At 34.3% G+C, this 25,699-nt stretch carries 19 protein-coding genes; 10 read left to right on the top strand and 9 right to left on the bottom strand.

The features are described from left to right. Window positions 1–56: 56 nt before the first annotated feature. The 5 genes from BMY56_RS08970 (at window position 57) to BMY56_RS08950 (ending at window position 8,564) form a co-directional block, all read left to right on the top strand. Window positions 57–1,826 carry a T9SS type B sorting domain-containing protein gene (locus tag BMY56_RS08970; RefSeq protein WP_091622865.1) on the top strand — a complete coding sequence of 590 codons (1,770 nt, stop codon included), beginning with the start codon at window positions 57–59 and terminating at the stop codon, window positions 1,824–1,826. Between the two features lie 4 nt (window positions 1,827–1,830). Then, window positions 1,831–3,270 carry a T9SS type B sorting domain-containing protein gene (locus BMY56_RS08965; protein ID WP_091622863.1) on the top strand — a complete coding sequence of 480 codons (1,440 nt, stop codon included), beginning with the start codon at window positions 1,831–1,833 and terminating at the stop codon, window positions 3,268–3,270. A 17-nt stretch (window positions 3,271–3,287) separates the two neighbouring features. Further along, complete coding sequence (locus BMY56_RS08960; protein WP_091622860.1) at window positions 3,288–4,754, top strand: T9SS type B sorting domain-containing protein; 1,467 nt, start codon at window positions 3,288–3,290, stop codon at window positions 4,752–4,754. Between the two features lie 162 nt (window positions 4,755–4,916). Next, entirely contained in the window at window positions 4,917–6,905 is a 1,989-nt protein-coding gene (gene uvrB, locus BMY56_RS08955) for an excinuclease ABC subunit UvrB (RefSeq protein WP_091622857.1), read from the top strand. Window positions 6,906–7,040: 135 nt separating this feature from the next. Next, entirely contained in the window at window positions 7,041–8,564 is a 1,524-nt protein-coding gene (locus BMY56_RS08950) for a M20/M25/M40 family metallo-hydrolase (RefSeq protein WP_091622854.1), read from the top strand. Window positions 8,565–8,631: 67 nt separating this feature from the next. On the opposite strand, the gene BMY56_RS08945 is transcribed toward BMY56_RS08950, so the two are convergent. After that, on the bottom strand, window positions 8,632–9,057 hold the full coding sequence (locus tag BMY56_RS08945; protein ID WP_091622852.1) for an Hsp20/alpha crystallin family protein: 426 nt from the start codon (window positions 9,055–9,057) through the stop codon (window positions 8,632–8,634). Between the two features lie 205 nt (window positions 9,058–9,262). On the opposite strand from BMY56_RS08945, the gene BMY56_RS08940 reads away from it, so the two are divergent. Further along, the gene (locus BMY56_RS08940; RefSeq protein WP_091622850.1) at window positions 9,263–10,531 is read left to right on the top strand and encodes a DUF2254 domain-containing protein; all 1,269 of its coding nucleotides are present in this window, start codon (window positions 9,263–9,265) and stop codon (window positions 10,529–10,531) included. Here the strand turns inward: BMY56_RS08940 and BMY56_RS08935 are convergent. After that, on the bottom strand, window positions 10,528–10,929 hold the full coding sequence (locus BMY56_RS08935) for a hypothetical protein (protein WP_091622847.1): 402 nt from the start codon (window positions 10,927–10,929) through the stop codon (window positions 10,528–10,530). The genes BMY56_RS08940 and BMY56_RS08935 overlap by 4 nt on opposite strands. A gap of 264 nt (window positions 10,930–11,193) precedes the next feature. Between BMY56_RS08935 and BMY56_RS08930 the strand changes: the two genes are divergently transcribed. Continuing rightward, entirely contained in the window at window positions 11,194–11,571 is a 378-nt protein-coding gene (locus BMY56_RS08930) for a DUF1456 family protein (protein ID WP_091622845.1), read from the top strand. Window positions 11,572–11,617: 46 nt separating this feature from the next. Here the strand turns inward: BMY56_RS08930 and BMY56_RS08925 are convergent, their stop codons facing one another. The 3 genes from BMY56_RS08925 to BMY56_RS08915 form a co-directional block, all read right to left on the bottom strand. Continuing rightward, window positions 11,618–11,953 (bottom strand): hypothetical protein, encoded by a 336-nt coding sequence (locus BMY56_RS08925; RefSeq protein WP_091622843.1) that lies wholly within the window; start codon window positions 11,951–11,953, stop codon window positions 11,618–11,620. A 357-nt stretch (window positions 11,954–12,310) separates the two neighbouring features. After that, entirely contained in the window at window positions 12,311–13,504 is a 1,194-nt protein-coding gene (sucC, locus tag BMY56_RS08920) for an ADP-forming succinate--CoA ligase subunit beta (protein WP_091622840.1), read from the bottom strand. A gap of 150 nt (window positions 13,505–13,654) precedes the next feature. Continuing rightward, window positions 13,655–14,293: an LON peptidase substrate-binding domain-containing protein gene (locus BMY56_RS08915; RefSeq protein WP_091622838.1), complete on the bottom strand. Its 639-nt coding sequence runs from the start codon at window positions 14,291–14,293 to the stop codon at window positions 13,655–13,657. Window positions 14,294–14,444: 151 nt separating this feature from the next. Here BMY56_RS08915 and lysA point away from each other — a divergent pair, with 151 nt between their 5' ends. From lysA to BMY56_RS08900, 3 genes are all read left to right on the top strand, one after another. Then, window positions 14,445–15,683: a diaminopimelate decarboxylase gene (lysA, locus tag BMY56_RS08910; protein WP_091622835.1), complete on the top strand. Its 1,239-nt coding sequence runs from the start codon at window positions 14,445–14,447 to the stop codon at window positions 15,681–15,683. A gap of 60 nt (window positions 15,684–15,743) precedes the next feature. Continuing rightward, on the top strand, window positions 15,744–16,280 hold the full coding sequence (locus tag BMY56_RS08905; RefSeq protein WP_091622833.1) for a thioredoxin family protein: 537 nt from the start codon (window positions 15,744–15,746) through the stop codon (window positions 16,278–16,280). Window positions 16,281–16,454: 174 nt separating this feature from the next. After that, complete coding sequence (locus BMY56_RS08900) at window positions 16,455–19,037, top strand: M1 family metallopeptidase (RefSeq protein ID WP_091622830.1); 2,583 nt, start codon at window positions 16,455–16,457, stop codon at window positions 19,035–19,037. A gap of 62 nt (window positions 19,038–19,099) precedes the next feature. Here BMY56_RS08900 and guaB read toward each other — a convergent pair whose 3' ends face one another. The 4 genes from guaB to BMY56_RS08880 all read right to left on the bottom strand — a co-directional run bounded on the left by guaB (window position 19,100) and on the right by BMY56_RS08880 (window position 25,688). Next, on the bottom strand, window positions 19,100–20,572 hold the full coding sequence (gene guaB / locus BMY56_RS08895; RefSeq protein WP_091622827.1) for an IMP dehydrogenase: 1,473 nt from the start codon (window positions 20,570–20,572) through the stop codon (window positions 19,100–19,102). 163 nt (window positions 20,573–20,735) lie between these two features. Continuing rightward, on the bottom strand, window positions 20,736–23,210 hold the full coding sequence (locus BMY56_RS08890; RefSeq protein ID WP_091622825.1) for a TonB-dependent receptor domain-containing protein: 2,475 nt from the start codon (window positions 23,208–23,210) through the stop codon (window positions 20,736–20,738). Then, window positions 23,191–24,558: an HTTM domain-containing protein gene (locus BMY56_RS08885; protein WP_091622822.1), complete on the bottom strand. Its 1,368-nt coding sequence runs from the start codon at window positions 24,556–24,558 to the stop codon at window positions 23,191–23,193. Before BMY56_RS08885 ends, BMY56_RS08890 begins: the two co-directional genes overlap by 20 nt. After that, window positions 24,558–25,688 (bottom strand): imelysin family protein, encoded by a 1,131-nt coding sequence (locus BMY56_RS08880; protein ID WP_091622820.1) that lies wholly within the window; start codon window positions 25,686–25,688, stop codon window positions 24,558–24,560. Before BMY56_RS08880 ends, BMY56_RS08885 begins: the two co-directional genes overlap by 1 nt. Between the last annotated feature and the right edge of the window lie 11 nt (window positions 25,689–25,699).

The raw sequence follows: 25,699 nt of genomic DNA, 5'->3' as shown, positions 1-25,699 counted from the left end.
ATTTCGAAAGGGTAAATTTTCATTTTGTAGTATATTGTATTGTTTACGAACATGCTATGAAAAAGAATTGGAATATATCATTACCAAAGATTTTGGCTATGCCATTAACTTTCATGGTATTTTTCATTTCTTTTTCTCAAATTAATGCGCAAGACTGCCCTGCTCTTTTAAATCCATTAAACGGTTCTGAGTTAGTACCATTGAATTCGACTATTCGATGGCAACCAGTTACTGGTGTGCCCGGTTATATTTTGTCTTTGGGAACAACAGAAGGCGGAACCGATATTCTGAACGAACAGAATTTAGGAGCATCGAACAGCTACACTCCTTCAACAGGTTTACCAGAGAACACAGAAATATTTGTAACAATTACTCTTTTCTTTTTTAATCAACCTAATATTGTTTGCGACAGTCAAAGTTTCACAACAGCTAGACTGAGTGAAGCACCAGAATGTACCACATTCAATATTCCACAAGAAAATGCATTGAATGTAAATACTGCAACCAATATTACATGGAACGCTTCTGTGAGTGCCACAGGCTATTTCCTTACCATTGGCACATCAATGAATGGAGGTGAAATAGTCGATAATCTTGACGTCGGCAATACCTTAAGCTATAATCCGACTGCAGACTTACCTGAGGAAACGACTTTCTATATTTATGTAATACCTTATAATAGAATAGGATTGTCCGTTGGTTGTAGCCCCTCTATATTTACTACGGCACCGAAGGCAGATTTACCTTTCTGTGCTACAATGATTACGCCATTCGATGGGGAAACTAACGTTCCTTTAAGTCCGGTTTTAGAATGGAACGAAGTACCCAATGCAATTGGCTATAGAGTTACTATAGGTACATCTCCTTTTGAGTCCAACATTTTAGAGGATGCTATATTCTTTAAAACATCTACAATAGTAATTGATTTTGAACCAAACCGCACTTTTTTCATTACCATAACTCCGTTTAACAATGCGGGTGATGCTATTGGTTGTTCACAGGAAACCTTTTCTACATTACTTGGCTGTGGTCCATATTTTGACCCCTTAACTGGTGAATTACAAGTTTTAAATCCCGAAATAACTTTTCCCGATACTATTACCGTTTGTCTAGATAATGAATCAAATATAATCTCTGCAACCGACCAAGCGGATGGTTATAGATGGTTTAAGGTCGATGATACAGGAAATGAAACTTTTCTATCGTCATCGGCAGAACTATCTATTTCTGAAGTTGGTAATTATATTTACGAAGTCTATTCGGTATTCGAAGACTCTGGCAGGTCATTTGAGTGTTCTACCTCAAAAAAATTTACAGTCGAAGCCTCCCAAGTACCTGTAATTAAAAATATATTGGTAACCAATCTAGCCAATACAAGTAATTATGAAGTGCTGACCACCGAATCTGGAAGTTTTGAATATGCATTAGACAATGAAAATGGGCCATACCAGGATAGCAATAGATTTAATGAAATAACCCTTGAAAATCATACCGTTTATGTTCGTGATAAAGGAGGATGCGGCATTGTTAATAAACTCATTGAACAAGATTTGATGGTTGAAGGCTTTCCCAAGTTTTTTACACCTAATGGAGATGGTGTCAATGATTATTGGCAATTTATACCACCTTTAGCAACCGGTGAAAACAATGTATTGAATATATGGATTTTTGATAAGTTTGGAGCGCTCTTGGCTCAGTTAGCACCAGATTCAGTTGGCTGGAACGGTAATTTTAATGGAAGAGCGCTGCCCGAATCTAATTATTGGTTTAAGGCAATATCAAATAATAATAAAGTAATTAAAGGTCATTTTAGTTTAAAAAGGTGAACCTATGGGCAAAAAAAGAATCATATTAATTATATCTATATACCTTTGTATTGGGTTCTATTCTTCTTTTTGCTATACACAACAATGTCCGACAATGACATCGCCAATAGATGGCGACATTAATGTGCCCGTAGACAACTTAATTCAGTGGACTGCCGTTGATGGTGTTATTGGTTATTTGATATCCTTAGGCACAACACCTGGTGGAGGAGAAATTATAAATAGACGTTCTTCTGGATTAAATAATTTTTACCAACCCACTGTTGGATTACCGGAAAATACCTTAATTTATGTAACTATAAGCCTATTTTTACCCGACGCACCAATTAAGGTTTGTCCTCTCAAAATTTTCACTACCGTCAACATAACCGACCCACCCGTTTGCACAACACTTGCCTCACCTCTAAACCAAGAAACAGGAATACGTGTAGACACTAATATTAAATGGAATTATGCGCCTGGCGCTACCAATTACCTCATTTCTTTAGGCACATCACCTAATAATTATGACCTTATTGAAAATTTTGAAACCGGTAATATACTTTCATATAAACCAGAAAATAATCTTGAATTAAATCAATCTATTTTTGTTAGAGTAATTCCTTTCAATGAAAATGGTGAAGCTTTGTTATGCACTGAAGAATATTTCACCACTGGGGAACCTACGGTGCAATGTAATCCTAATGATTTTCCAATTATTACGATACCGGACAAAGTTTCTTTGTGCTCAAACTTAGAATTTGGGATCTTAAATAATAATCAAATAGCTCGTGGATATAGGTGGATAAAAATAAATAACGATGGTACTGAAAATCTAATATCTACGAACCCAGACTTAGAGTTTGACGAAGCTGGGTTTTATCGAGTAGAGCTATATAATATTATTTCGGAGTTTGGAGCTATTATAGAATGCCCAGTTACTAAAAATTTTGAAGTCGTTGACTCAGAATTACCCGTTATAGAAAATGTAATAGTTTCAAGAGAACCCAACGGCCTAAGAATAGAAATTGAAGCTACAGGTAATGGTGAATATGAATATTCGATAGAAAGTCGTGATAATGGATTTCAGGATAGTGCTATATTCACAAATCTTGAACCTGGCGAACGTACTGTATATGTTCGCGATAAATTCGGATGTGGTGTTACTCAGCGTCTTGTAGAAAAAGAAGTTTCAGTTAAGGATTTCCCTCCTTTTTTTACGCCGAATGGTGATGGAATAAATGATTTTTGGCAGCTAAGGAATGAATCTGATAGTAGCGAACTTAACATTGAATTTATCTTTATATTCGATAGGTATGGGAATTTACTTGCACAACTAAACCCTAAATCTGAAGGTTGGAATGGCCATTTCAATGGTAGAGAATTACCTGAAACTGAGTATTGGTTTAAAGCAGTGTCATATTCCCAAAAAGTAATTAAAGGTCACTTTAGCCTAAAACGATAAATGAAAAATTGATACAAATGAATTTAAAAGAAATGTTTCTCGTTCTGAAGTACTTGGGCATTTTTTTGATCTGCTCATTATTATCAGCTCAAGACTGCCCAACATTTACCTATCCTATTAATGGGGCGACCGACATACCCTTAGACGCCACGTTAACTTGGCCTGAAGTTTTAGGTTATAATGGGTATTTATTGTCAATTGGCACAACGCCGATGGGAAATGACATACTTGATAGAAAACCTGTCGGCATCGACTTATCTTATACTCCACCTTTAGGATTTCCCGACAATACCAGGCTTTATACGACTTTAAGCTTGGTACCATTTGACGGCCCACCTATTGCATGTCAAGAAATTTCCTTTACTACAATCCAAACAACTTCTGCACCATCTTGCTCTATTTTAATAGCGCCGGACAATAACGCTAGTAGCGTTACTATAATAACCGATTTAGAATGGTCTTATGCTCCCGGTGCTAATGGCTATACCCTATCTATGGGTACCACACCAAACGGAACTGACCTTGTCGATAATTTAGATGTACAGAATGTATTAAGTTATAACCCACCAGAAGACTTACCGCAAAACTCTTCAATTTATGTACGTATTGTTCCGTATAACGATATCGGTTCTGCGACGTCGTGTCCTGAAGAAGTCTTTACCACAAGTTTTGCATTATACGTTTGTGACCCCTATGTTAATGAAAATACAGGCGAACTAGTATACCGTGCTCCACAAATCAACCTACCCAACATTGTAGGTATTTGCAGTGATGAACTGCCATATACGATTACTACAGATGATGATGCAGATGGTTTCAGGTGGTATATAACCAATAGCGGTAGTGAAGAATCTTTAATATCACAATCACGAAGTGTAGACATTTCCATACCTGGTAAATATCGATTTGAAGCCTATAATACTATCACCACCGATAATGGTATTATTGAATGCACCAGTTCTAAACTTATTGATATCGTAGCATCTGAGGCAGCTACTATTACAGCGATAGATGTTGTCAATTTTATCAATGGCAAAACAATTACCATTTCTGCCATAGGCGACGGTCAATATGAATATGCTTTAGACAACCGAGACGGGCCTTATCAAGATATTCCAATTTTTAACAATATTCCAGATGGCCAACATATTGCCTATGTACGCGATAAAAATGGTTGTGGAATTACGGATAGATCGGTAGATAGGGATATCGTGTCCAATGATTTTCCCGCATTTTTCACCCCAAATGGAGATGGTATTAATGATTATTGGCAATTTGTTCCTCCACCAGAAAACTTTGAATCTGTAATTGACATAATTTTTATATTCAACCAGTATGGCGGTCTACTAAAACAAATTAATCCCAAGGATAAAGGTTGGGACGGGACTTTTAACAATAAGGTTTTACCTGAGTCAGATTACTGGTTTAGGGCAAGTTTTCTTAATAGACAAGAAATTATCGGTCATTTTTCTTTAAAAAGGTGACAGAAATCGTAAGGGCTTACGTCTAATATAAAATTCGTCTTTCGTATTTTTATACTAAGTATCAGCATGATGGATATTTAATTAGTTTCCACTTACAAATACCTATGCAAGATGAATTTTTAAGCCATTCAGTTTAGACTTCAAAAAAGAGAATTACCATACATGAAATTCAAAGTAGTATCAGAATTTAAGCCCACAGGAGATCAGCCAAATGCCATTCGACAATTGGTTCTAGGACTGAATGAAAATGAAAAATATCAAACCTTATTAGGGGTAACAGGCTCTGGAAAAACATTTACGGTAGCGAATGTTATTGAAGAAGTTCAAAAACCTACCTTAATATTGGCACATAACAAGACCTTGGCAGCTCAACTTTACTCTGAGTTTAAACAGTTTTTTCCAAATAATGCGGTGGAATATTTTGTTTCATACTACGATTACTATCAACCAGAGGCATTTATACCCACTAGCGGTGTATACATTGAAAAGGATCTTTCGATTAATGAGGATATTGAAAAATTACGCCTAAGCACGACTTCTTCTCTTCTTTCGGGCAGACGAGATGTCATTGTTATTGCCTCGGTCTCTTGCCTTTATGGTATTGGAAACCCCGTGGAATTTCAAAAAAATGTCATCTCCATTAAAAAAGACCAAGTTATTGCCAGAACCAAGCTAATGCATCAATTAGTTCAATCGCTGTATTCGAGAACAATGGCCGAGTTTAAGAATGGAAACTTTCGAGTAAAAGGTGACGTTGTAGATGTCTTCCCTAGTTATGCCGACCATGCCTACAGAATACATTTCTTCGGTGATGAAATAGAAGAAATAGAAGCTTTTGACCCGTTTAACAATAAGATCATCGAAGTTTACGAAACACTTACTATTTACCCAGCTAATATGTTCGTCACCTCTAAAGATGTCTTGCAGAATGCTATTCATAGCATTCAAGACGATTTAGTTAAACAAATCGACTACTTCAAAGATATAGCCAAACCTCTAGAAGCAAAACGTTTAGAGGAGCGTACAAATTTCGATTTAGAAATGATACGTGAGCTTGGTTATTGCTCTGGTATTGAAAATTACTCTAGATACTTAGATGGTCGTGAACCAGGTACAAGACCTTTCTGTCTTTTAGATTATTTTCCCGATGATTATTTAATGGTCATTGATGAAAGTCATGTGACCATACCACAAGTACACGCAATGTATGGTGGTGACCGATCGCGAAAAGTAAATTTAGTTGACTACGGGTTTCGCTTGCCAGCTGCAATGGATAACCGACCCCTTAAATTTGAGGAGTTTGAAGCGTTACAAAATCAGGTTTTATTTGTTAGTGCCACACCTGCAGATTACGAGCTACAATTGAGTCAAGGTGTATATGTTGAACAAGTAATTAGACCAACTGGCTTGTTAGACCCTATAATAGAAATAAGACCAAGTCTAAACCAAATAGATGATTTGGTAGAGGAAATTCATCAGCGGGTTGAAAAAGATGAGCGAACTTTAGTCACCACTTTGACCAAAAGAATGGCCGAAGAATTGGCAAAATACCTCGATAGAATTAACGTGAGATGCAGATATATTCATAGTGATGTAGACACTTTAGAACGTGTTGAAATCATGCAAGATTTACGAAAAGGAATCTTCGATGTACTTATTGGAGTGAATTTATTACGTGAAGGATTAGACCTTCCAGAGGTATCTTTAGTCGCAATTTTAGATGCCGATAAAGAAGGATTTCTACGTAGCAATAGATCACTAACCCAGACCGTTGGTAGAGCTGCAAGACACCTAAATGGCAAGGCAATTATGTATGCAGATAAGATAACAAATAGCATGCAAAAAACAATTGACGAGACAAATTATAGACGTGAAAAACAGATAAAATATAACACCGATAATAATCAAATTCCGAAAGCTTTAAACAAAAGTTTAGACAATGTTTTATCAAAGAATTCAGTCTCAACCTATCACTTCATAAAAGAAGAATTACGTGCCGCTGAACCTGACTTGGAATACATGACCAAAGAACAAGTTGAGAAGATGATTAAGGAAAAAAGAAAGGCTATGGAAAAGGCTGCAAAAGAGCTTGATTTTATGCAAGCTGCGAAGTTAAGAGACGAAATTAAATCGTTACAAGAACAAGAATAAGTTCGATTTTAGCAAAATTTTCATTTTTCCAAAAAATATAAATTAAAATATTAATTAAAATTATATAAATCACTGGATAAAAGTATTTTATATATAATCTTTAGACAAGACTAAATCGATTTATATCTCTACAAAATGGAAAAATGGAAAGTTTTAATAGTATTCTTCGTATGTGTTTTAAGCAGCTACAGCAGCCAATGTCAACACTTAAAAAGGGAAGAATTAAAATCACTTACTGATAAAAAATTCAATGTAGCTTTTACGAATTTACGCCATTTTTTAAAACTACAAAATGATGGTAATTACCCAGAACAAATCGATCAGAACAAAGAGTGGTGCGATAGCGTTTTTAGAAAATTAAACTTCAAAACCCAGACTATAAAAACCGAGGGTGCTCCCCTCCTCTTTGCAGAAAAAATTTATAAAAAAAACTACAAGAACATTCTCTTTTATTTACAGATTGATGGGCAACCTGTTGACAGTTCCGCTTGGTCACAACCCAATCCTTTTGAACCTACAATTAAAGAATTCAAAAATGGAATTTGGAGTCCAATAGAAATTGATTCAAACCAAAATATTTATGATGACTGGAGAATTTTTGCACGCTCTGCATCCGATTCAAAAGGTCCGGCGATGTCATTAATTTCCGCTTTACAAATTCTTCAAGAACAAAACATAAATCCGCAATACAACGTAAAAGTGATTATGGATTTCCAAGAAGAATTAGGTTCTCCAGATTTACCAAAAGCAGTTTTAGAAAACAAAGATTTGTTGAGTGCCGAAATGCTTTTTATTATGGACGGCACAAGACACCTTTCTAATTTACCAACATTGACTTATGGAGCTAGAGGAATTGCAACTGCAACCATAAAAGTATTCGGACCAAAATATGCACTTCATAGTGGTCAATATGGAAATTATGCACCTAATCCGGTTTTTGAAGCTGCACGATTAATAAGCAGTTTAAAGGATGACCGAGGAATTGTACAAATACCAGGGTTTTATGATGGCGTCATTTTAACCGACCGTGACAAACATTTACTAGCTATGATTCCTGAAAACAATGATAGTCTAAATAATAGACTAGGTATATTCAGCTCTGAACAAGTGGCACCTACCTACCAAGAAGCCTTACAATTTCCTAGTTTAAACATAAGAGGAATCAAAGCAGCCTACACAGGCAAGGAAGTACGAACCCTAATACCAGAAGATGTCATTATTGAAATAGACATGAGACTAGTACCTGAAACGCCTGCAGAAAGACAATTAGGGTTATTACGTAATCATATCTTAAAGCAAGGCTATCATTTGGTTGATTCTGTACCTAATGATCAAGATAGGGCCACTTTTAAGAAACTTGCTTCATTAGAGTACCGAATTGGTTCAAAACCCTTTAGAACGGATATGGATACCGATATCGGAAAATTTTTAAACTCGGCATTTCAAAAAGTATTTGGAGGCAAGATTGTTAATATGAGAACCACAGGCGGCTCGCAACCAATGGCACCCTTTATTCAAACCTTGAACATACCCGCAGTATCTATCAGAATCCCAAATCCGGATAACAGTATACATGGGCCTGACGAGAATTTACGGTTAGGGAATTATAGAGAAGGAATTTTATCGTGTTTGGCAATATTAACCGAGCCATTACCATAAAAAAAGTGCCTTGATTACTCAAAGCACTTTAAACAAACAACTCAAACCAACCTAAAAAATTTTACATTTAAGACAACTCGATTTTTCTTTTTGGCTTTGGCAAAGCTTCTTCCTTCTTAGGAAGATTGAATTTTAGAACCCCATTAATATACGTAGCTTCAATTTTATCTGTAGCTACAGTTTCAGGAAGGGTAAAAGCTCTTTTGAAAGATGAAAGCGTAAACTCTCTTCTTGTAAAATTTTCTTTTGATTCCTCTTCCTCCTTCTTAGTTTCAGAAGAAACAGTCAAGACAGAATTATCTATTTCGATAATCAATTCATCTTTATTTCTACCTGGCACAAATAGTTCCAGTTCAAAATTTTCCTCATTCTCTTTAATATTAACCGCTGGTATAGCAGTTGTTTCATTACGCGTGCCACCGAACCAATCTGGTCTAAAGATTTCGTTCATTAAAACTGGGAACAATACTTCATTTCTCTTAGTTAAACTCATAATAGTATATTTTAAAAAGATTATTTTATTAATTAATTTGAATAGAACAAACTATATACCAATGCATTTTTAGCGACATTATGTCTTGTTTTATTTTTAATTACATGTCATTTTGTCAAAAAAATCTGAATTTGAGTCTGTTATTTGATTGAATCAGCCATTATTCAAGCTCTTTTTTAACTAGTTTTATATCGAAACTCAACTCATGGATAGACTGACCAACTTCGTACAGCAAATACGCAATAAAATTGCCTTCCTACCAACCATAATTTCAATAGCCGGGTTAGTGTTAGCATTCTTTATGATTTACTTGGAGCAAGTAAATATATCTAGCTATTTAATAGATGTAGCACCTGGCTTGGTAATAGATAATACGGATACAGCCAAAACCATATTAAGCACTTTAATTGGAGGCTTGTTTTCTTTGACGGTTTTTAGCTTTTCGATGGTCATGGTTTTATTAAACCAAGCCTCGAGTAATTTCTCACCAAGAGTTTTACCAGGAATTATATCAGATGAAAAACATCAATTTGTATTAGGCCAATACATTGCAACCATACTTTACAACATCTTTATTCTTATCTCAATAGAGCCTACGGAGAATTCTTATCAAACCCCAGGTTTTTCAGTATTGATAGGCATCATTTTAACTGTATTGTGCCTAGCGTCGTTCATTTATTTCATACACCATATTTCACAGGCCATACAAGTGGGTAATATCTTAATAGATATTCACGAAAGAACAAGGGCTGAAATTGAAAATATAATTGAACAAGAAAAAGAAAAGTCATTAGATTTTCCAAATACGGAGAATTGGGAGGCATACGAAATTACCTCATCGGGATATTTTTATGGAATACTCCACGATAATCTTTTAAAGCTATGCAAGGAAAATAACACTAAGATTGTGATTAATCTATTTAAAGGTCAATTTATCTTAGATGGCACAATCGGACTTTTAACCGAAAAACCAATTGATGAAAAATTAAAGGAAAATATAATGAACACCTTACTTTTTAATAATGAAGAACTAATGGGTGAAAATTATATTTATGGGTTTAGACAAATATCAGAGATAGGCGTTAAGGCAATGTCACCCGGAATAAACGATCCAGGCACCGCATTAAATACCATTGATTATCTTACTTCATTGTTTCTTGTTTTAATGAAAAAATGGGAATATGAATATGTAAGCGATTCAGATAATGTTAATTGGTCTAGGACCAAATGTCCTAACTTTTCAGAAGTACTTTATAATGTTATGGCAACTTATCGCCAATATTGCAAACATGATATAACGGTAATGAGAAAATTGATGCACATGCTTAAAACACTAACATATCATGTTATAAACTCTAATCAGTTAGAAGATATTGAAATAGAAATCAATGAATTGCGCGAAGACGCAAAATTGAATATCGAGAATAAAAGAGATTTATCAAAAATTGATACCGAATTTATCTCGTGGTCTTAATTATAATGCGCTTTAAAAATAGCAATTAACAAATCTGGTGGAACAATTTTATCGGGGTATTTATGCATAATAGCTAATACCTGTTGAATTGCACTAGGTGGTAAACCCATTTTCAACCCTATATCATGTATTCGTTTTATTTCAATCATTTCTTGTTTGTCATCAACATTCATTAACAACAACAATCTATGAAACTGCACAATTCGTTCTGACTGTGATTTAGGTATTATATGCTCAACATTCTCAGTAAACAAACTATCGAATATTTTTTTACTGACTTCTAATTGTTGCGCAACAGAAAAAAGAAAGTCATATTCCGATTGCTTTATTTCGTTGTTGACTTTGGCAAAAGCAATCATTTCTGATAAAATACTAAGTTTTTCTTTTTCCGTTGGCATAAATCAGTGTAAAATATTGACATTCTTAATATTAACTCAAAATTTTAAGCAATCGTATATTTCATGACATGTTTCCTTCGCATATTAAAACTCAAACCACCGATGAAAACTTTTCTTCCCTAAAATCAAATATCTTTATTTTTATTTCAGGGCATTGAAACTTGCTTGAATAGTATTTAAAGAATGACTTCCAAGTAAAAAATATAATACACAAACCAATGGGTACATAATTTTATAATAACTTGCAGTGCTTAAATTAGTAGTATGACCAATAACGATATATTTAAAAAATTAAGAGTAGCCTTAAAATTCAGGGATGATGAAATCGTTGAAATACTTCAATTAGTAGATTTTAAAATTTCTAAGAGTGAGTTAGGTGCTTTTTTTAGAAATGAAGAGCATCCTAATTATATGGAATGTGGTGACCAAGTGTTACGTAATTTCTTGAATGGATTGGTAATTCACCTTAGAGGAACTAAGGAGAATCCGAAAAACCCAGGTGACGTTCTTTCAGGAAAAACTAAAGTTGCTGAAAAGCCAGCTAAAAAATTTAATGTTAGGGAAGATTTTAAAAGCAAACAGCTGAAAAAAGTAGACAAAGCAATTACTCCAGTTAAATATAAAAACAAGAAAAAATCCTGATACATTTTAGTGCAGCAGGATTTTTACTCATAACCTTTAAACTAGGTTAAGCTTTTACACGAACCGGAATAGTATAAATTTTACCTTCTTCCACTTCATTCAAATTTACTTTTTGATAGTTTAGTTTATTCTTAACGAAGCTTTCCATTTTCTCAAAATCTGTACTTACAGATAACACAACAATTTCGCCTTCATTATTTAATGTAAAACGAACCTGAGCTGTCAAATCAGATTGTTCCTCAGAAAAATTATTTTCTGATAACATTGCTGATATCTGTGCTGAAAGACTTTTTGTAGGGTTTTCACCTGTTGTATCGTTTGCCAATACATTACCTGTTGCAAGTAGCATTGCAGCTACCACTACTAAACTTAATTTTCTCATGACTTTTTGTTTTTCCTCCAGAAATTCTGAAGATTGATTAATAATTGATTGATGATGAATTATTAAAAAGACGCTTGAAAATTGATAATGTTACCAATTATTTCAATTTTAACATCTTTTTAATGAAAATTTCTCAATTTCTTCCATTAAAATAAATATCGAAAGAATAGATATTTCAAGTTTTAAAAGTCTTAACCATTATTTCATTCGGTTAACATTACCTACAGATTAGGGGTACTTTCAATTACCCTAAGTTTAAATTCATGAGCACAAATTAACATATTGATAAAAGTTAAATGCAAAAAAAAAGACCATTCTTATGAATGGTCTTTAATGTAATATGTTAAGAAAACTTGTTTAAGCCAATACAGCTTTAACTTTATCGGCAGCTTCTTGAAACTGAACAGCTGATTGAACCGCTAATCCAGAATTATCAATTATCTCTTTTGCCAATTCAGCATTTGTACCTTGTAATCTTACAATAATCGGCACTTTCATTGAATCGCCCATATTCTTATATGCATCAACAACACCTTGTGCTACACGGTCACAACGAACTATACCGCCAAATATATTGATTAGTATCGCCTTTACGTTTGGATCTTTTAATATGATTCTAAATGCTTCTTCAACTCTTTTAGCATCAGCAGTACCACCAACATCTAAGAAGTTAGCTGGCTCACCACCTGCCATTTTAATTAAATCCATCGTAGCCATGGCAAGACCTGCTCCGTTAACCATACATCCAACGTTACCGTCTAAATCTACATAGTTAAGACCAACCTCTCTCGCTTCAACTTCTATTGGATTTTCTTCTCTTAAATCACGCATTTCTGCATATTGTCTTCTACGATAAAGTGCGTTATCGTCTATAGATACTTTTGCATCTACCGCCAAAATCATATCATCAGAAGTTTTCAATACAGGGTTGATTTCAAACATACTTGAATCACTTTCAACATATGCTTTATATAAAGAAGTCACAAATTTTGTCATCTCTTTAAATGCTTTACCAGAAAGACCAAGGTTGAAAGCTATTTTTCTAGCTTGAAACCCTAAAATACCAGTTGCAGGATCAATTTCTTCAGTAAAAATCAAATGAGGCGTATGTTCAGCAACTTCTTCAATATCCATACCGCCTTCAGTAGAATACATGATCATATTCTTACCGGTAGCCCTGTTTAAAAGGACAGACATATAAAACTCTTTTGTTTCACTGTCTCCTGGGTAGTACACATCTTCAGCTACCAATATTTGATGAACTCTTTTACCTTCTGCAGAAGTTTGCGGGGTAATTAGGTTCATTCCAATAATCTGGTTTGCTATTTCTTCTACCTCTTTAAGGTTTTTGGCCAATTTAACACCACCACCTTTACCACGACCACCTGCGTGCACTTGAGCTTTTATAACATGCCATCCAGTTCCGGTTTCAGCAGTTAATTGCTTTGCAGCCTCAACAGCCTCTTTCGCATTATGGGCAACTATTCCTCTTTGGATGCGCACCCCAAAACTTGCTAATATCTCTTTTCCTTGATATTCGTGAAGGTTCATATATATGGTGATTTTAATTGTTAAGCAAAAATAGGAAACACTAAGTAATAATCTAAAAATACAAGTGATTAATTAGAATAACTCTAAGAATAAACTGTATAAAACCACAAAACCTCTTTAAAGTGATACAATTTTACAACCTATTAAATATCACATTTCCCAATCTTGGAAATCTAAAGGGTCAAAATTTTTGAAATGACCATTAAGTTCTATTATTTTTCTTGTTCGTTCTACCTCTGATAAAACGGTAATTGTAGCTGTTAGATGTAGGCTTATAAAATTAAGCCTATCGTTTTCTTTAGGTATTTGAAGAAGTTGATATTCTTGATCGAAAGACAACCCAATTTTATGGGCCAATGTAAAACTATTGAATGTTTCTACATTCAACTCTTTATAGGGGACCTCCATTATTGTATATAATTGATGTATACCCTTTATAATAGTTTGTTTTTTATCTATGGATGCTTCATAATCGTAATCCAAAAGTTTTACAATTCCACCAGCATATAATTTACCTGGCATACTTTTCTCAAAAGCCAAAAGTCTAAAAACCTGCCGTGCAACGCAAACAACATCCATTTCGCCACTATCGTAAGTACTTACTACCTCTACCAGCTGAACCTCAACACCATACTCCATCTTATTATTTATAAAGACGGGAATACCAAAAGTGATCGCTTCCTTCCTACAATCGGTTATCAGTTGCTTATAACGCTCTTCAAAAATATGAAGCGGTACTGTTTCTCCTGGAAAAAATATGGACTGTAGCGGAAATAAAGGTATTTTCATTGTATAAAATTACAAAGGACTTTACAGTACGCCAAAATAAATATAATTCATAAATGTTACAAATATCACATTTTGTTATTTTTATTGTTTATATGTGATTATTTTTGTTGCTGTCCAATTAGAGAAGTAACTTTGTATAAAATTGTATAGTATGAAAAATGAGGATTTGTTGCAAATAGCAAAAACCTTTGGTGATCCGGTTTATGTCTATGACTCAGAAAAAATAGTTTCACAGTTTAATAGATTGACTAAGGCATTTGGGTCGGTTAAGAAATTACAGCTCAATTATGCAGCCAAAGCCTTATCTAATATTACTGTCTTAAGATTAATGAATAGTCTTGGTAGCGGATTAGATACGGTTTCTATACAAGAAGTACAATTAGGATTGTTAGCCGGTTTTAAACCTGAATCCATCATTTTTACTCCTAATGGCGTTTCGCTTGAAGAAATTGAAGCAGCATCTAAACTTGGCGTTCGTATTAATATAGACAACCTATCAATATTAGAACAATTTGGTAGCAAACACCCGAATATTCCAGTTTGTATAAGAATTAATCCGCATGTTATGGCCGGTGGAAATTCTAATATTTCCGTAGGGCATATAGATTCTAAATTCGGAATCAGCATTCATCAAATTCCACATTTGCTTCGCATTGTAGAGTTGACTAAAATGAATATTAATGGTATTCATATGCATACTGGAAGTGATATTTTAGATATCGATGTTTTCCTTTATGCTTCTGAAATATTATTCGATACAGCCCGTAATTTTAAAAATCTTGATTTTATCGATTTCGGTAGTGGCTTCAAAGTTCCTTACAAAGAAGGCGATATTGAAACCAACATAGAAGAGTTGGGTAAAAAATTGAGTACTCGTTTCAATGAATTCTGCAAAGAATATGGCAAAGATTTGACTTTGGCATTTGAACCTGGTAAATTTTTAGTAAGTGAAGCTGGAGTTTTTCTAGCTAAAGTAAATGTAGTTAAACAGACTACTTCAACCGTTTTCGCAAGTGTAGATTCTGGCTTCAACCATTTAATACGCCCAATGCTTTACGGTGCTACACATACCATAAAAAATATATCTAATCCTGAGGGAAGAGAACGATATTACTCTGTTGTTGGTTATATATGTGAGACCGATACATTTGCAAGCAACAAGAGAATTAATGAAATAACAGAAGGTGATATTCTCTGCTTTAAAAATGCTGGTGCTTATTGCTTTACAATGGCAAGCAACTACAATTCTAGATTTAGACCACCAGAGGTTCTTTGGCACAAAGGCAAATCAATTCTTATTCGCGAAAGAGAAACTTTTGATGATTTAATTCGTAATCAGGTAGACATTAAAGATTTGTTCGCTGTTAAAGAAATTGCTAAAGTGAAATAAAGAACGTAAAAATGCGTTAGTTTTGGTATTGTTATTGGACTAATATCTCAAAAATAACTCATGAAGACGTATTCTTTATTTTTTTCTAAATCATTTTTATTCTTATCCGTTCTATTTGTTTCTGCCGCTACTTATGCACAAGAGGTAAATTGGCTTTCTTGGAAGGAAGCTGCAGAATTAGCTGCAACCGATAAAAATCCTAAAAAAATATTTATAGATGTCTATACCGATTGGTGTGGGTGGTGTAAGAAAATGGATAAAGACACCTTTCAAAACCCTGAAGTTGCCGCTTATATGGCAGAAAACTATTATATGGTTAAGCTAGATGGAGAAGGCAAAGAACCTATTGAATACAAAGGGAAAACTTATAATTTCGTACCCTCAGGAAGAAAAGGATATCATGAATTTGCAGCTGCCTTAATGCAAGGTCGTTTAAGTTACCCCACAACGATTTTTCTAGATGAAGAATTAAACATGCTTTCACCAGTACCTGGTTATCAAAAACCAAAGCCATTTTTAGAAATAGCGCGTTATTTTGGTGATAACATTTATAAAGAGAAAAAATGGGACGCCTATGTTAGCAAGGCCGGTAAATAAATTAGAAGTTTATCTTTAATTTCATATTTCATTTTTAAATAAAATTAATGTACTACTTAATAGTTACTGTTTAGGATAACCAAAAAAAACTCTTATTTAGAGTTAATTCAATATTTAAAATTGGAAAGGAATTTCCATTAAAGTATTTTCACTTCAACATATTATTACCAATATATGAAGAAAGTACTTTACTTGTTTTTCTGGGTATTCATAATCATCTCCTGCAAAAATAACCCACAAGCCACCAAAGCTATAGAGTCTGGTGTATCTTTAGAAATGGCAACCTATAGGGCATCACAAATTTCTAATGTTCATTACAACCTTAATTTTCAAATTCCAGAAGAACAGAAAAACCCCATACATTCTAAATTAATTTTAGATTTTAATCTAGAACAGCTTCAAGAATCCGTTTATTTAGATTTTAAGGAGGAAACTTCTAAAATAAAATCGGTAGCGATCAATGACAATTCTGTCGGTATTAAACATATTAACGAGCACATTTTTTTATCCAAAGACCATTTAAAAAATGGAAGGAATTCTGTTACCATAGAGTTTATTGCCGGGGAACTATCCTTGAATAGAAATAAAAATTACCTCTACACTTTGCTAGTACCGGACCGTGCTAGAACTTTATTCCCCTGTTTTGACCAACCTAACATTAAAGGAACTTATACGCTAAGTATTACTGCCCCAAAGGACTGGAAAGTTTTGTGCGGTTCTAAAGAAGCAAATAAAATTGAGCAAGGAGCATATACAAAACACGAATTCGGCGAATCTGACCGAATGAGTACCTATCTATTTTCATTTGTTGCAGGCAAATTTGAATCGGTCACCAAAAAACCTTCAAACTTGGAAATGACGATGTTGTATCGCGAAACCGATTCTACAAAAATTAAATACAGTACCGATTCCATTTTTGATCTACATCAACAATCATTATCCTTTTTAGAAGACTACACGGCCTATGGTTTTCCTTTTCAAAAAATGGATTTTGCTGCCATACCAGGTTTTCAATATGGCGGTATGGAACATGTTGGTGCCATTCAATATAGAGAAAGTTCTCTTTTCTTAGATGAGAGTGCAACTGCCAATAAAAAATTAAGCCGTGCAAAACTGATAGCCCATGAAACATCTCATATGTGGTTTGGTGATTTAGTAACCATGAATTGGTTTAATGATGTTTGGATGAAAGAAGTCTTTGCTAATTTCATGGCAGATAAAATTATGAATCCTGCCTTTCCAAATATTGACCACCAATTGGCTTTCATGATTACCCACTACCCCAATGCCTACGGTGAAGACAGGACTTTGGGCACAAACCCAATAAGACAAGACTTAGAAAACCTCAACAACGCAGGTTCATTGTACGGTAGTATCATTTATAATAAAGCCCCCATAATGATGCGCCAGCTTGAGACAGTATTAGGTAAGGAAACATTTAAAAATGGCATTCAGGAGTATATAGCAACTTTTGCCTATAAAAATGCCGTTTGGGGTGAACTCATAGATATTCTTGATAAAAAATCAAAAACTGATATTGCAGCTTGGAGCAATGTTTGGGTCAATAGTTCTAGTAGACCTATTTTTAAAGATTCCATAACATATGATGCACATAATCAGATAAGTTCTTTTGAACTATTTCAAAAAGCCGAAGATAATAGCGAAAAAATTTGGCCACAAACTTTCGAAATTATATTCGTTTATGCCAATAACACCAAGACGTTCACCGTAAATATGGTTGATAATATGTTTCACTTAAAAGAAACTCTAGGTCTGCCTAAACCTAAGGCCATTATCTATAATTCTAATGCAGAAGGTTATGGGGTATTTCCTTTTCAATCAGAACAATTAGACGTAATAAATTCCCTTAGCGACCAAGTTGCCCGTGGATATGCGTATATCAATGTATTTGAAAATATGCTTAACGGAGATATTGTGCCTTCCACAGCTTTAAAACTATTTCTAAAAGGACTAAACGATGAAGAAAATGAATTATTGATTGGTCTTATTTCTAGATATACAACTACCGTATTTTGGAAATACCTTACTGATGAACAACGTATTTTTTATCAAAAAGAAATTACGGATCAAGTCTGGACCAAATTACAAGAAAAACTTCCTGCCAATATTAAAAAGACATTATTCTCTACTTTTTCATCTATTGGTTATACCGATAAATCACTTCAACGATTATACAACATATGGAAGAAAAACATAAAGATCGAAGATTTAAAACTTAATGATGATGATTATAACGAATTGGCAATGAATCTAGCGTTATATGGACACCCAGATAGCGAGAACATTTTAGTTTCTGCAGAAGAATCAATATCAAACCCTGATAAACTAAATCGATTTAAATTTTTACTTCCGTCACTTTCAAATGACCTACAAACCAAAAACACCTTTTTTAAATCCCTTAAAAAGGAAGAAAACAGGGCTAAAGAATCATGGGTAGCAAATGCTATGAATAATTTAAATCACCCATTGCATCAAAAAGAATCAATTCAATATTTAAGAGCAAGTCTTGATTTACTGGATGAAATACAAAAAACAGGTGATATCTTTTTTCCAAAACGTTGGCTAAGTAGCACTATAGGAAACTATACTTCACCAAAAGCGGATGAGATACTGCAGACATTTTTTCACGAAAATCCCGATTTAAATCCTTCTTTAAAGTCAAAAGTTCTTCAAGCTTCAGACGATTTAAGAAGAGTGCAAAATTTACAAAAACAGGTAGACACATCGGTAAACTAATATTTTAAGACAAAAAAAAGAGGCTATAATAGCCTCTTTTTTTATATCATATATTTATATCCCTATCTACTATAATTAGGACTCTCCTTAGTGATAGTAACATCATGCGGATGGCTTTCATTAATACCACTAGCAGTAATTTTAACAAACCGACCCGTATCTTGTAATGTAGCTATATCCTTAGCTCCACAGTATCCCATTCCTGCTCTAAGACCTCCAATAAACTGATGTATACTTTCAAATAAATCGCCTTTGTAAGGAACACGACCTACGATACCTTCTGGAACCAACTTTTTAATATCATCTTCAACATCTTGAAAATAACGGTCCTTACTACCTTGTTTCATAGCTTCAACAGAACCCATACCTCTATATGATTTAAACTTTCGCCCTTCATATATAATGGTTTCTCCTGGAGATTCTTTTGTACCAGCTAAAAGAGACCCCAACATAACCGTATCTGCACCAGCAGCTATAGCTTTAGGAATATCACCTGTATATCTTATTCCGCCATCAGCAATAACAGGTACACCAGAGCCTTTAATGGCCGCAGCAACTTCTAATACTGCAGAAAATTGAGGAAAACCAACACCGGCAACTACCCTTGTCGTGCAAATAGAACCTGGACCGATACCAACTTTAACCGCATCTGCACCAGCTTCCACCAAATATTTGGCAGCTTCACCGGTAGCGATATTACCTACGATAACATCTAAATCTGGAAACTTATTTTTTACCGCTTTTAAAACCGCTACTACGCCTTTTGTATGACCATGTGCCGTATCTATAACAACTGCATCTACTCCAGCATTAACTAAAGCCTCAGCTCTTTCTACAGCATCAGCAGTAACACCTAAAGCCGCTGCAACACGTAATCTTCCGTATTGGTCCTTATTTGCTATAGGCTTTTGGGTTAATTTGGTAATATCTCTAAAGGTTATTAATCCCACCAAGGTATTATCCTTTGTTACCACTGGTAACTTTTCGATTTTATGTTGTTGAAGTATATCTTCGGCCTCTGATAATGAAGTACCCTCTTCTGCAGTAACTAAATTTTCTGAAGTCATTACTTCAGAAATTGGGCGTTCATTATTTTTTTCGAACCTTAAATCCCTATTAGTGACAATACCTAATAATTTTCCCGCATCATCTACAATCGGTATACCACCAATACTGAACTCCTTCATATTGGCTTTGGCATCTTTCACCTTTGAATGTAAAGGCAAAGTCACAGGATCTAAAATCATACCACTTTCAGCTCTTTTCACCTTTCTAACTTTCATGGCTTGTTGCTCAATGGTCATATTCTTATGCAAAACACCGATACCACCTTCTTGAGCCATTGCTATTGCCATTCTAGACTCCGTAACCGTATCCATAGCAGCGGAAATAATCGGTACGTTAATAGTAATGTTTCTTGTGAATTTTGCCTGAATATTAACTTCTCTTGGAAGTACATCAGAAAATGCAGGAACTAATAATACGTCGTCGTATGTTAGACCTTCTCCTAGAATCTTATTTTGGTGGGCTTGCATAGCAATTAAGGATTTAATTGCGTGCAAATATAGTGAATATAGTTGGTTTATTTATTTTTCTCGAAACCTTAGCAAAAGCTTCACACTAATTAAAGATTAGTAATTTAAAACAACATTAAACGAGACACTGTGAGTATCCACGAAACAACGCAATAGTGAAATTCTAAAGTTTAAATTGTAATGTTGTGTAAAACGTTCTGGGTTCAGAAGGTATAATACCTGGACCAGGATACCCAGTAGCTCTGCGTGTAAAATAACTGTTGTTAAGTACATTATTTATACCTGCTTCAAGTTTCCAATTCTTGTATGTATATGCCAATGAAAAATCAAGAATATCATAGGCAGGTATTTCACCCTCAATACCTCTTTGGTTATCATTTATATCTTGTAGAGCATTGGTAGCATCTGTAAACTGACTTGACAAATACGTATATTGTAAACTTCCCAGTAAGTTACCATAACCAAAATTTAGACCTGTTTTTAAGTTTACAGCTGGTATAAACTCTACTTTATTACCTTCAACATTTGTCTCTTCGGAAGACAAATATTCAGATTCTGTAAGGGCGAGGTTTAAAAAGTAGTTCAATTTTAATTTATCATTTCCACTAAAAAAGGTTTCTTTAATACTCCAGTTTCCAAAACTTTCTAAACCATACATAAAAGCGGTACCAATATTTCCACGAAAGCGAATAATGCTTCCAGTCTCTACTTCTACCCCAGCTGCATTTATCTGCGTTTCACTTTTAAGGATTTCCCCAAGTCTATTATCATACAACAAACCAAAGGCACTTACATCATAAGAAAAGACATTTTTATGTCTTCCTCGCAAACCGATATCTGCAGTAAAACCATCTTCATCACTAATGTTCTCATCTACCTGAAAAGAAGGATTGACGACACGAATATCACTAAAAGTCACCGACCTGTAGTTTTGAGAAAAATTGCCGTAAAATTCTACACTTGATTTTAATTTATACGTAGCACCCAGACCTAGCAATAAAAATGTTCTATCGAAAGCCCTGTTATCTTCTACATCTTCATTTAACAATGAGTTACCCGCCAAATCTAAAACGATGTTCTTATAACTGCCTATACTTTCTGTATTAATATGCTCTAGCCTAAAACCTGGAGTTAATGTCAATTTAGAATTTATATTGAAAATATTCTCTCCAAAAAAAGCAAGGTTAGCGTTAGGAAAATTAAATTGAGACTGCCTTTCGTAATTAGGAAATTCATCATTAGCAAAATTAAAATCGGCATTTGCAGCTGTAGTACCAGGACCCTGTCTTTGGTCATTATCTGTTCTATAAATTTTAGAGCCAACCAATAATGCTGATTCAGTATCACCCAGTTTATATCTGGTAAGCAATCTTGCCTCTGCACCCCAATTTTGAAAGTTATCTATGAGTAATTCTCTTGGTTCTTCTATATCATCTGGTTGCGAAACCCTGTTGGTTCTAAACCCAAGTGCACTTCTTGATGCGTCTAAGCCAAACACATTTAAGCTAAAATCTGTTTTAGAAGAGAACTTGTGATCTAAACGTAATGAAAACAATTTCCAATCGACATCAAACCAGTTTCTATCTCGATTACTAAAGGTAGGATCTTCAATAAATTGAGCATCTGTTAAACCACCAGGTTGCTTGGCTAAATAATTTAGAAACGTTGCTTCTAATGTTACCTTAGTTTTATCTGAAAACTGATAACCTACATGAGCAAAATAATTTCTACTATTATAATCTGAATTTGGTCTAAAACCATTGCCCTCTTTATAATTAAAGTAGGTGTAGTAACTTACCTTACCTACCGTACCGCTTAAACTATTGAACGAAGTATTTAGATTGTAAGATCCTAATGTTTGTCTGGTAATCAGCTCTATTTTCTTATTAGGATTTGGTTGTTTGAATTTAAAATTTACCAAGCCACCGAATTGGGTACCATACTGTAATGAAGCAGCTCCCCTAACTACTTGTATTTCTTCTAAAGCCTCTGCCGGAGGCGTGTAATAACTCTCTGGATACCCTAAAACATCTGCACTAATGTCATACCCGTTTTGCCTTGTATTAAAATTTGCAGTTCTATTTGGATCTAAACCTCTACCACCAATATTAAGTTGCAAACCAGCATCACCATTATCATAAATATTTAGCCCAACTACTTGACTATATATTTGTCTTGGGTTGTTAGCTGCCAAATTTCCTGTGATGCCCTCTAACAAGACAACCTCAGTTTTTTTACCAGCATATATTGCAGTACCGTCTACTTTCTTTAATTGTTTTAAAGCAAAAACTTCTTCTCTTTTCTGCGTTAGAACAACTTCTGATAGGTTTTGAGTTTTTAATTGCTGTAAAACTATATTGAAGGTCGTATTACCATTGACAACGAGATCTTGTTCTAAAATTTCAAATTCATATGCAAATACGACAAGCGTATATGTGCCAAAACTTAAGTCATTAAAAATATAATTTCCTTGAGAATTGGCAGTCTCTACACGCTCTAGCTCTTTAATATATAATTCTGCATCTGAAATTGGTGCACTATCTTTATCCACTACCTGTCCAGTAATGCTAAACTGTCCTAATACGGGGAACGACAATAATACTAACAATAGTAAAAAACTAAATTCCTTTAATCTCATCTTTAAATGGTGTTATCCAATTCTTATGTGAAAAAGACTCTTTCTCCTTTGTTAAATCAATGGTAGAGTCTATATATTTTGTACTTAACCTTCCGTTTAAACTTACTTGGCAATCTACATATACTTGCACATTTTTATGCCCATCATTTTCAAAATGTTCTTTCAAAAAGTGAGCATATTCCAATATAAAGTCTGGCTGAAAAGCCATTTGTTTTTCTTGTATAGGAGATAAAAAATCTGAATTATCTACATAAAACCATCGCCCCGTATCTCCATTAACTATCTTAAATTGAGCGTAACCCGATTTTTCCATTAACATAACACGCCATGAAAAACGATAGCCCTCTTCTGTCCAAAACAACTCACCTGGATACAATACATATCTAAATGGTAACAAAAGCTGTAAACAAAAGAAAATTGTAATTACTCCATATTTAATTTTGATTTTAAAAGTCGGTATTTGCTTGAAAACTTTCGCTGTATTGAAACTATTAAGATCAATCTTTAAACGATTGGAAAAGAACCTTAATATTTTTGAATGAATATTGGCATCGAAAAATATTAAGGCAGAGATTATCATTACAAAAGGAAAAACGCCAATTGGGAACAATACTCTGGTAAGAACATGAAATATTACAACCATTACGAATGCAAAAGTTCTCGTCTTTTTATTGAGCAGTAAAAAAGGAATACACAGATCAAACAAAGCCCCGGTCCAACTAAAAGCATAGTGCACCCACTCTTCGCCAAGAAAGCTACCAATTAAAGGAGTATCAAATTTAGATGGTAACCATATTTTTAAAGGCATGGCTTTTAGTAACCAATCTGAATTTAATTTTGCCAAACCAGCATAAAAGTAGACTATGCCCAATAACAACTTTATGCTGTTTATTGTCCACCCTGGTATATACTGAAAAGCTTTTTTGGGATTTTTATAGGCATCTAAAGAGTAGTAAACATTCGCCGGTAAAAAAATCATTAAAAAACTTAAGAGACTAATAAAGTAATAATGATTTAAATACGTGGTTTTATCCATAAGCTCTATATAGGTAAAGCTTAAAAAGAATACTATAATAGCCATTTTATAACGATAACCAAGCACTACTAGAATAGCAGAAATTGCGCACACTATAAAAATCAAATAGGTAAATTGGCCTACTGGTTTCACCCATTCAAATCCATAATAGGAGAAAAAGAATTTGGGTTGAAGATAAAATTTATCTATCCACCCATAGGCCCAAAATCTTATAATGCTTAAAAGCATCATTAGGCCAAATAAAATACGAAAGACCGCCAATGGGGCGGCCTCTACAGGAGCTTTTATATATGTATCTATTATCGATTTCATTAATCACCATCGGCATCAACAAAGTCAATACTAATACTCATGGCAGAAACCATATCTACCTTTAACATTGGCACCGCTTTTTGCACTTCGTCATATGCCAAAAACATAGCCGTAGGCGGATTATTATTTTCAATTTCTTCTCTAAAGGATGCCAAATCTTGAACCATATCTCTTGCCGTATTAAATTGGCCATTTATCAAGGCAGATAAATCTTCGCCATCTTTTACTGTATTCAATGCATCTAAATAAGAAGCCAAGCTTTCCCCTTCTGTTTCGGAATTAAAATGCTTACCGTTAAAAAAATCATGGACAGCACTTAAACCCTCTAAAAACAAATCGGCTGAAATAGTACCGTCATAATATGCCTCAACATTTTGAGGTAAGGTACTACCCGAAAATACACCTAACGGGATACCCATTTTACCAGCTCTCAAATACTTTTCGTAATAAAAGATATAATCGTTTACCATTCGATCAACCGATGACGTAGAAGAAGCACCATCATTAGCAACAAATGTATCTCTATAGCCCTCTTTCCAATCAGACAGAACAGTACCTATCAAAGATTTCATATCTAATAGTACATCTTCAGTATATGTAAACACTGTATTATTTGTTCCGTTATTATAGAAAGCTAAAATTTCAGCATCATTCTCTCCTAACCCGTTCAACAAATAATCTAGTGCCGGAAAACCTTTAGAGCTTCTATTTGAAGAAAGCGACAAATCGTAAGTACCTGTAGTAATGAATTCATCTATATTATCAGTATTAGTAGGATAAATATTCATATTCAACTGAAAGCCAACCGTCTCTGCAGGTCCTATTTCAAACATGGCTACATGTTGCCAAGAACTATAAGCACTTATCCAAGAAGAACGAAACTTAACCAAGTTATCTTCATTTGGATTTTCTTTAAATGCATCGAATGAATCTATTAGCAAATCTAAATCAGTAGAAAATGCCTCATAAGATGGTATAATAATATTATCGGCCCAATTTATTAGCATAGCGCTACGCTCAAAAGAAACTTCATTAATCGGGTCTACAACCACAGTACCTTCAGTATCACTATCACTGGAACATGCCCATCCCAAGATCAAAACAATGAAAAATCCAATAATTCTCTTCATCTCTTATTTTT

Origin of the sequence: Maribacter orientalis (assembly GCF_900109345.1) — a bacterium.
Lineage (GTDB): Bacteria > Bacteroidota > Bacteroidia > Flavobacteriales > Flavobacteriaceae > Maribacter > Maribacter orientalis.
This window is presented reverse-complemented; position numbering and strand designations above follow the sequence as displayed.

Bases quoted from the DNA above. Each gene is read 5' to 3' on its own strand.
- BMY56_RS08970 (WP_091622865.1), top strand. From the start codon at position 57: ATGAAAAAGAATTGGAATATATCATTACCAAAGATTTTGGCTATGCCA.
- BMY56_RS08965 (WP_091622863.1), top strand. From the start codon at position 1,831: ATGGGCAAAAAAAGAATCATATTAATTATATCTATATACCTTTGTATT.
- BMY56_RS08960 (WP_091622860.1), top strand. From the start codon at position 3,288: ATGAATTTAAAAGAAATGTTTCTCGTTCTGAAGTACTTGGGCATTTTT.
- uvrB (WP_091622857.1), top strand. From the start codon at position 4,917: ATGAAATTCAAAGTAGTATCAGAATTTAAGCCCACAGGAGATCAGCCA.
- BMY56_RS08950 (WP_091622854.1), top strand. From the start codon at position 7,041: ATGGAAAAATGGAAAGTTTTAATAGTATTCTTCGTATGTGTTTTAAGC.
- BMY56_RS08945 (WP_091622852.1), bottom strand. From the start codon at position 9,057: ATGAGTTTAACTAAGAGAAATGAAGTATTGTTCCCAGTTTTAATGAAC.
- BMY56_RS08940 (WP_091622850.1), top strand. From the start codon at position 9,263: ATGGATAGACTGACCAACTTCGTACAGCAAATACGCAATAAAATTGCC.
- BMY56_RS08935 (WP_091622847.1), bottom strand. From the start codon at position 10,929: ATGCCAACGGAAAAAGAAAAACTTAGTATTTTATCAGAAATGATTGCT.
- BMY56_RS08930 (WP_091622845.1), top strand. From the start codon at position 11,194: ATGACCAATAACGATATATTTAAAAAATTAAGAGTAGCCTTAAAATTC.
- BMY56_RS08925 (WP_091622843.1), bottom strand. From the start codon at position 11,953: ATGAGAAAATTAAGTTTAGTAGTGGTAGCTGCAATGCTACTTGCAACA.
- sucC (WP_091622840.1), bottom strand. From the start codon at position 13,504: ATGAACCTTCACGAATATCAAGGAAAAGAGATATTAGCAAGTTTTGGG.
- BMY56_RS08915 (WP_091622838.1), bottom strand. From the start codon at position 14,293: ATGAAAATACCTTTATTTCCGCTACAGTCCATATTTTTTCCAGGAGAA.
- lysA (WP_091622835.1), top strand. From the start codon at position 14,445: ATGAAAAATGAGGATTTGTTGCAAATAGCAAAAACCTTTGGTGATCCG.
- BMY56_RS08905 (WP_091622833.1), top strand. From the start codon at position 15,744: ATGAAGACGTATTCTTTATTTTTTTCTAAATCATTTTTATTCTTATCC.
- BMY56_RS08900 (WP_091622830.1), top strand. From the start codon at position 16,455: ATGAAGAAAGTACTTTACTTGTTTTTCTGGGTATTCATAATCATCTCC.
- guaB (WP_091622827.1), bottom strand. From the start codon at position 20,572: ATGCAAGCCCACCAAAATAAGATTCTAGGAGAAGGTCTAACATACGAC.
- BMY56_RS08890 (WP_091622825.1), bottom strand. From the start codon at position 23,210: ATGAGATTAAAGGAATTTAGTTTTTTACTATTGTTAGTATTATTGTCG.
- BMY56_RS08885 (WP_091622822.1), bottom strand. From the start codon at position 24,558: ATGAAATCGATAATAGATACATATATAAAAGCTCCTGTAGAGGCCGCC.
- BMY56_RS08880 (WP_091622820.1), bottom strand. From the start codon at position 25,688: ATGAAGAGAATTATTGGATTTTTCATTGTTTTGATCTTGGGATGGGCA.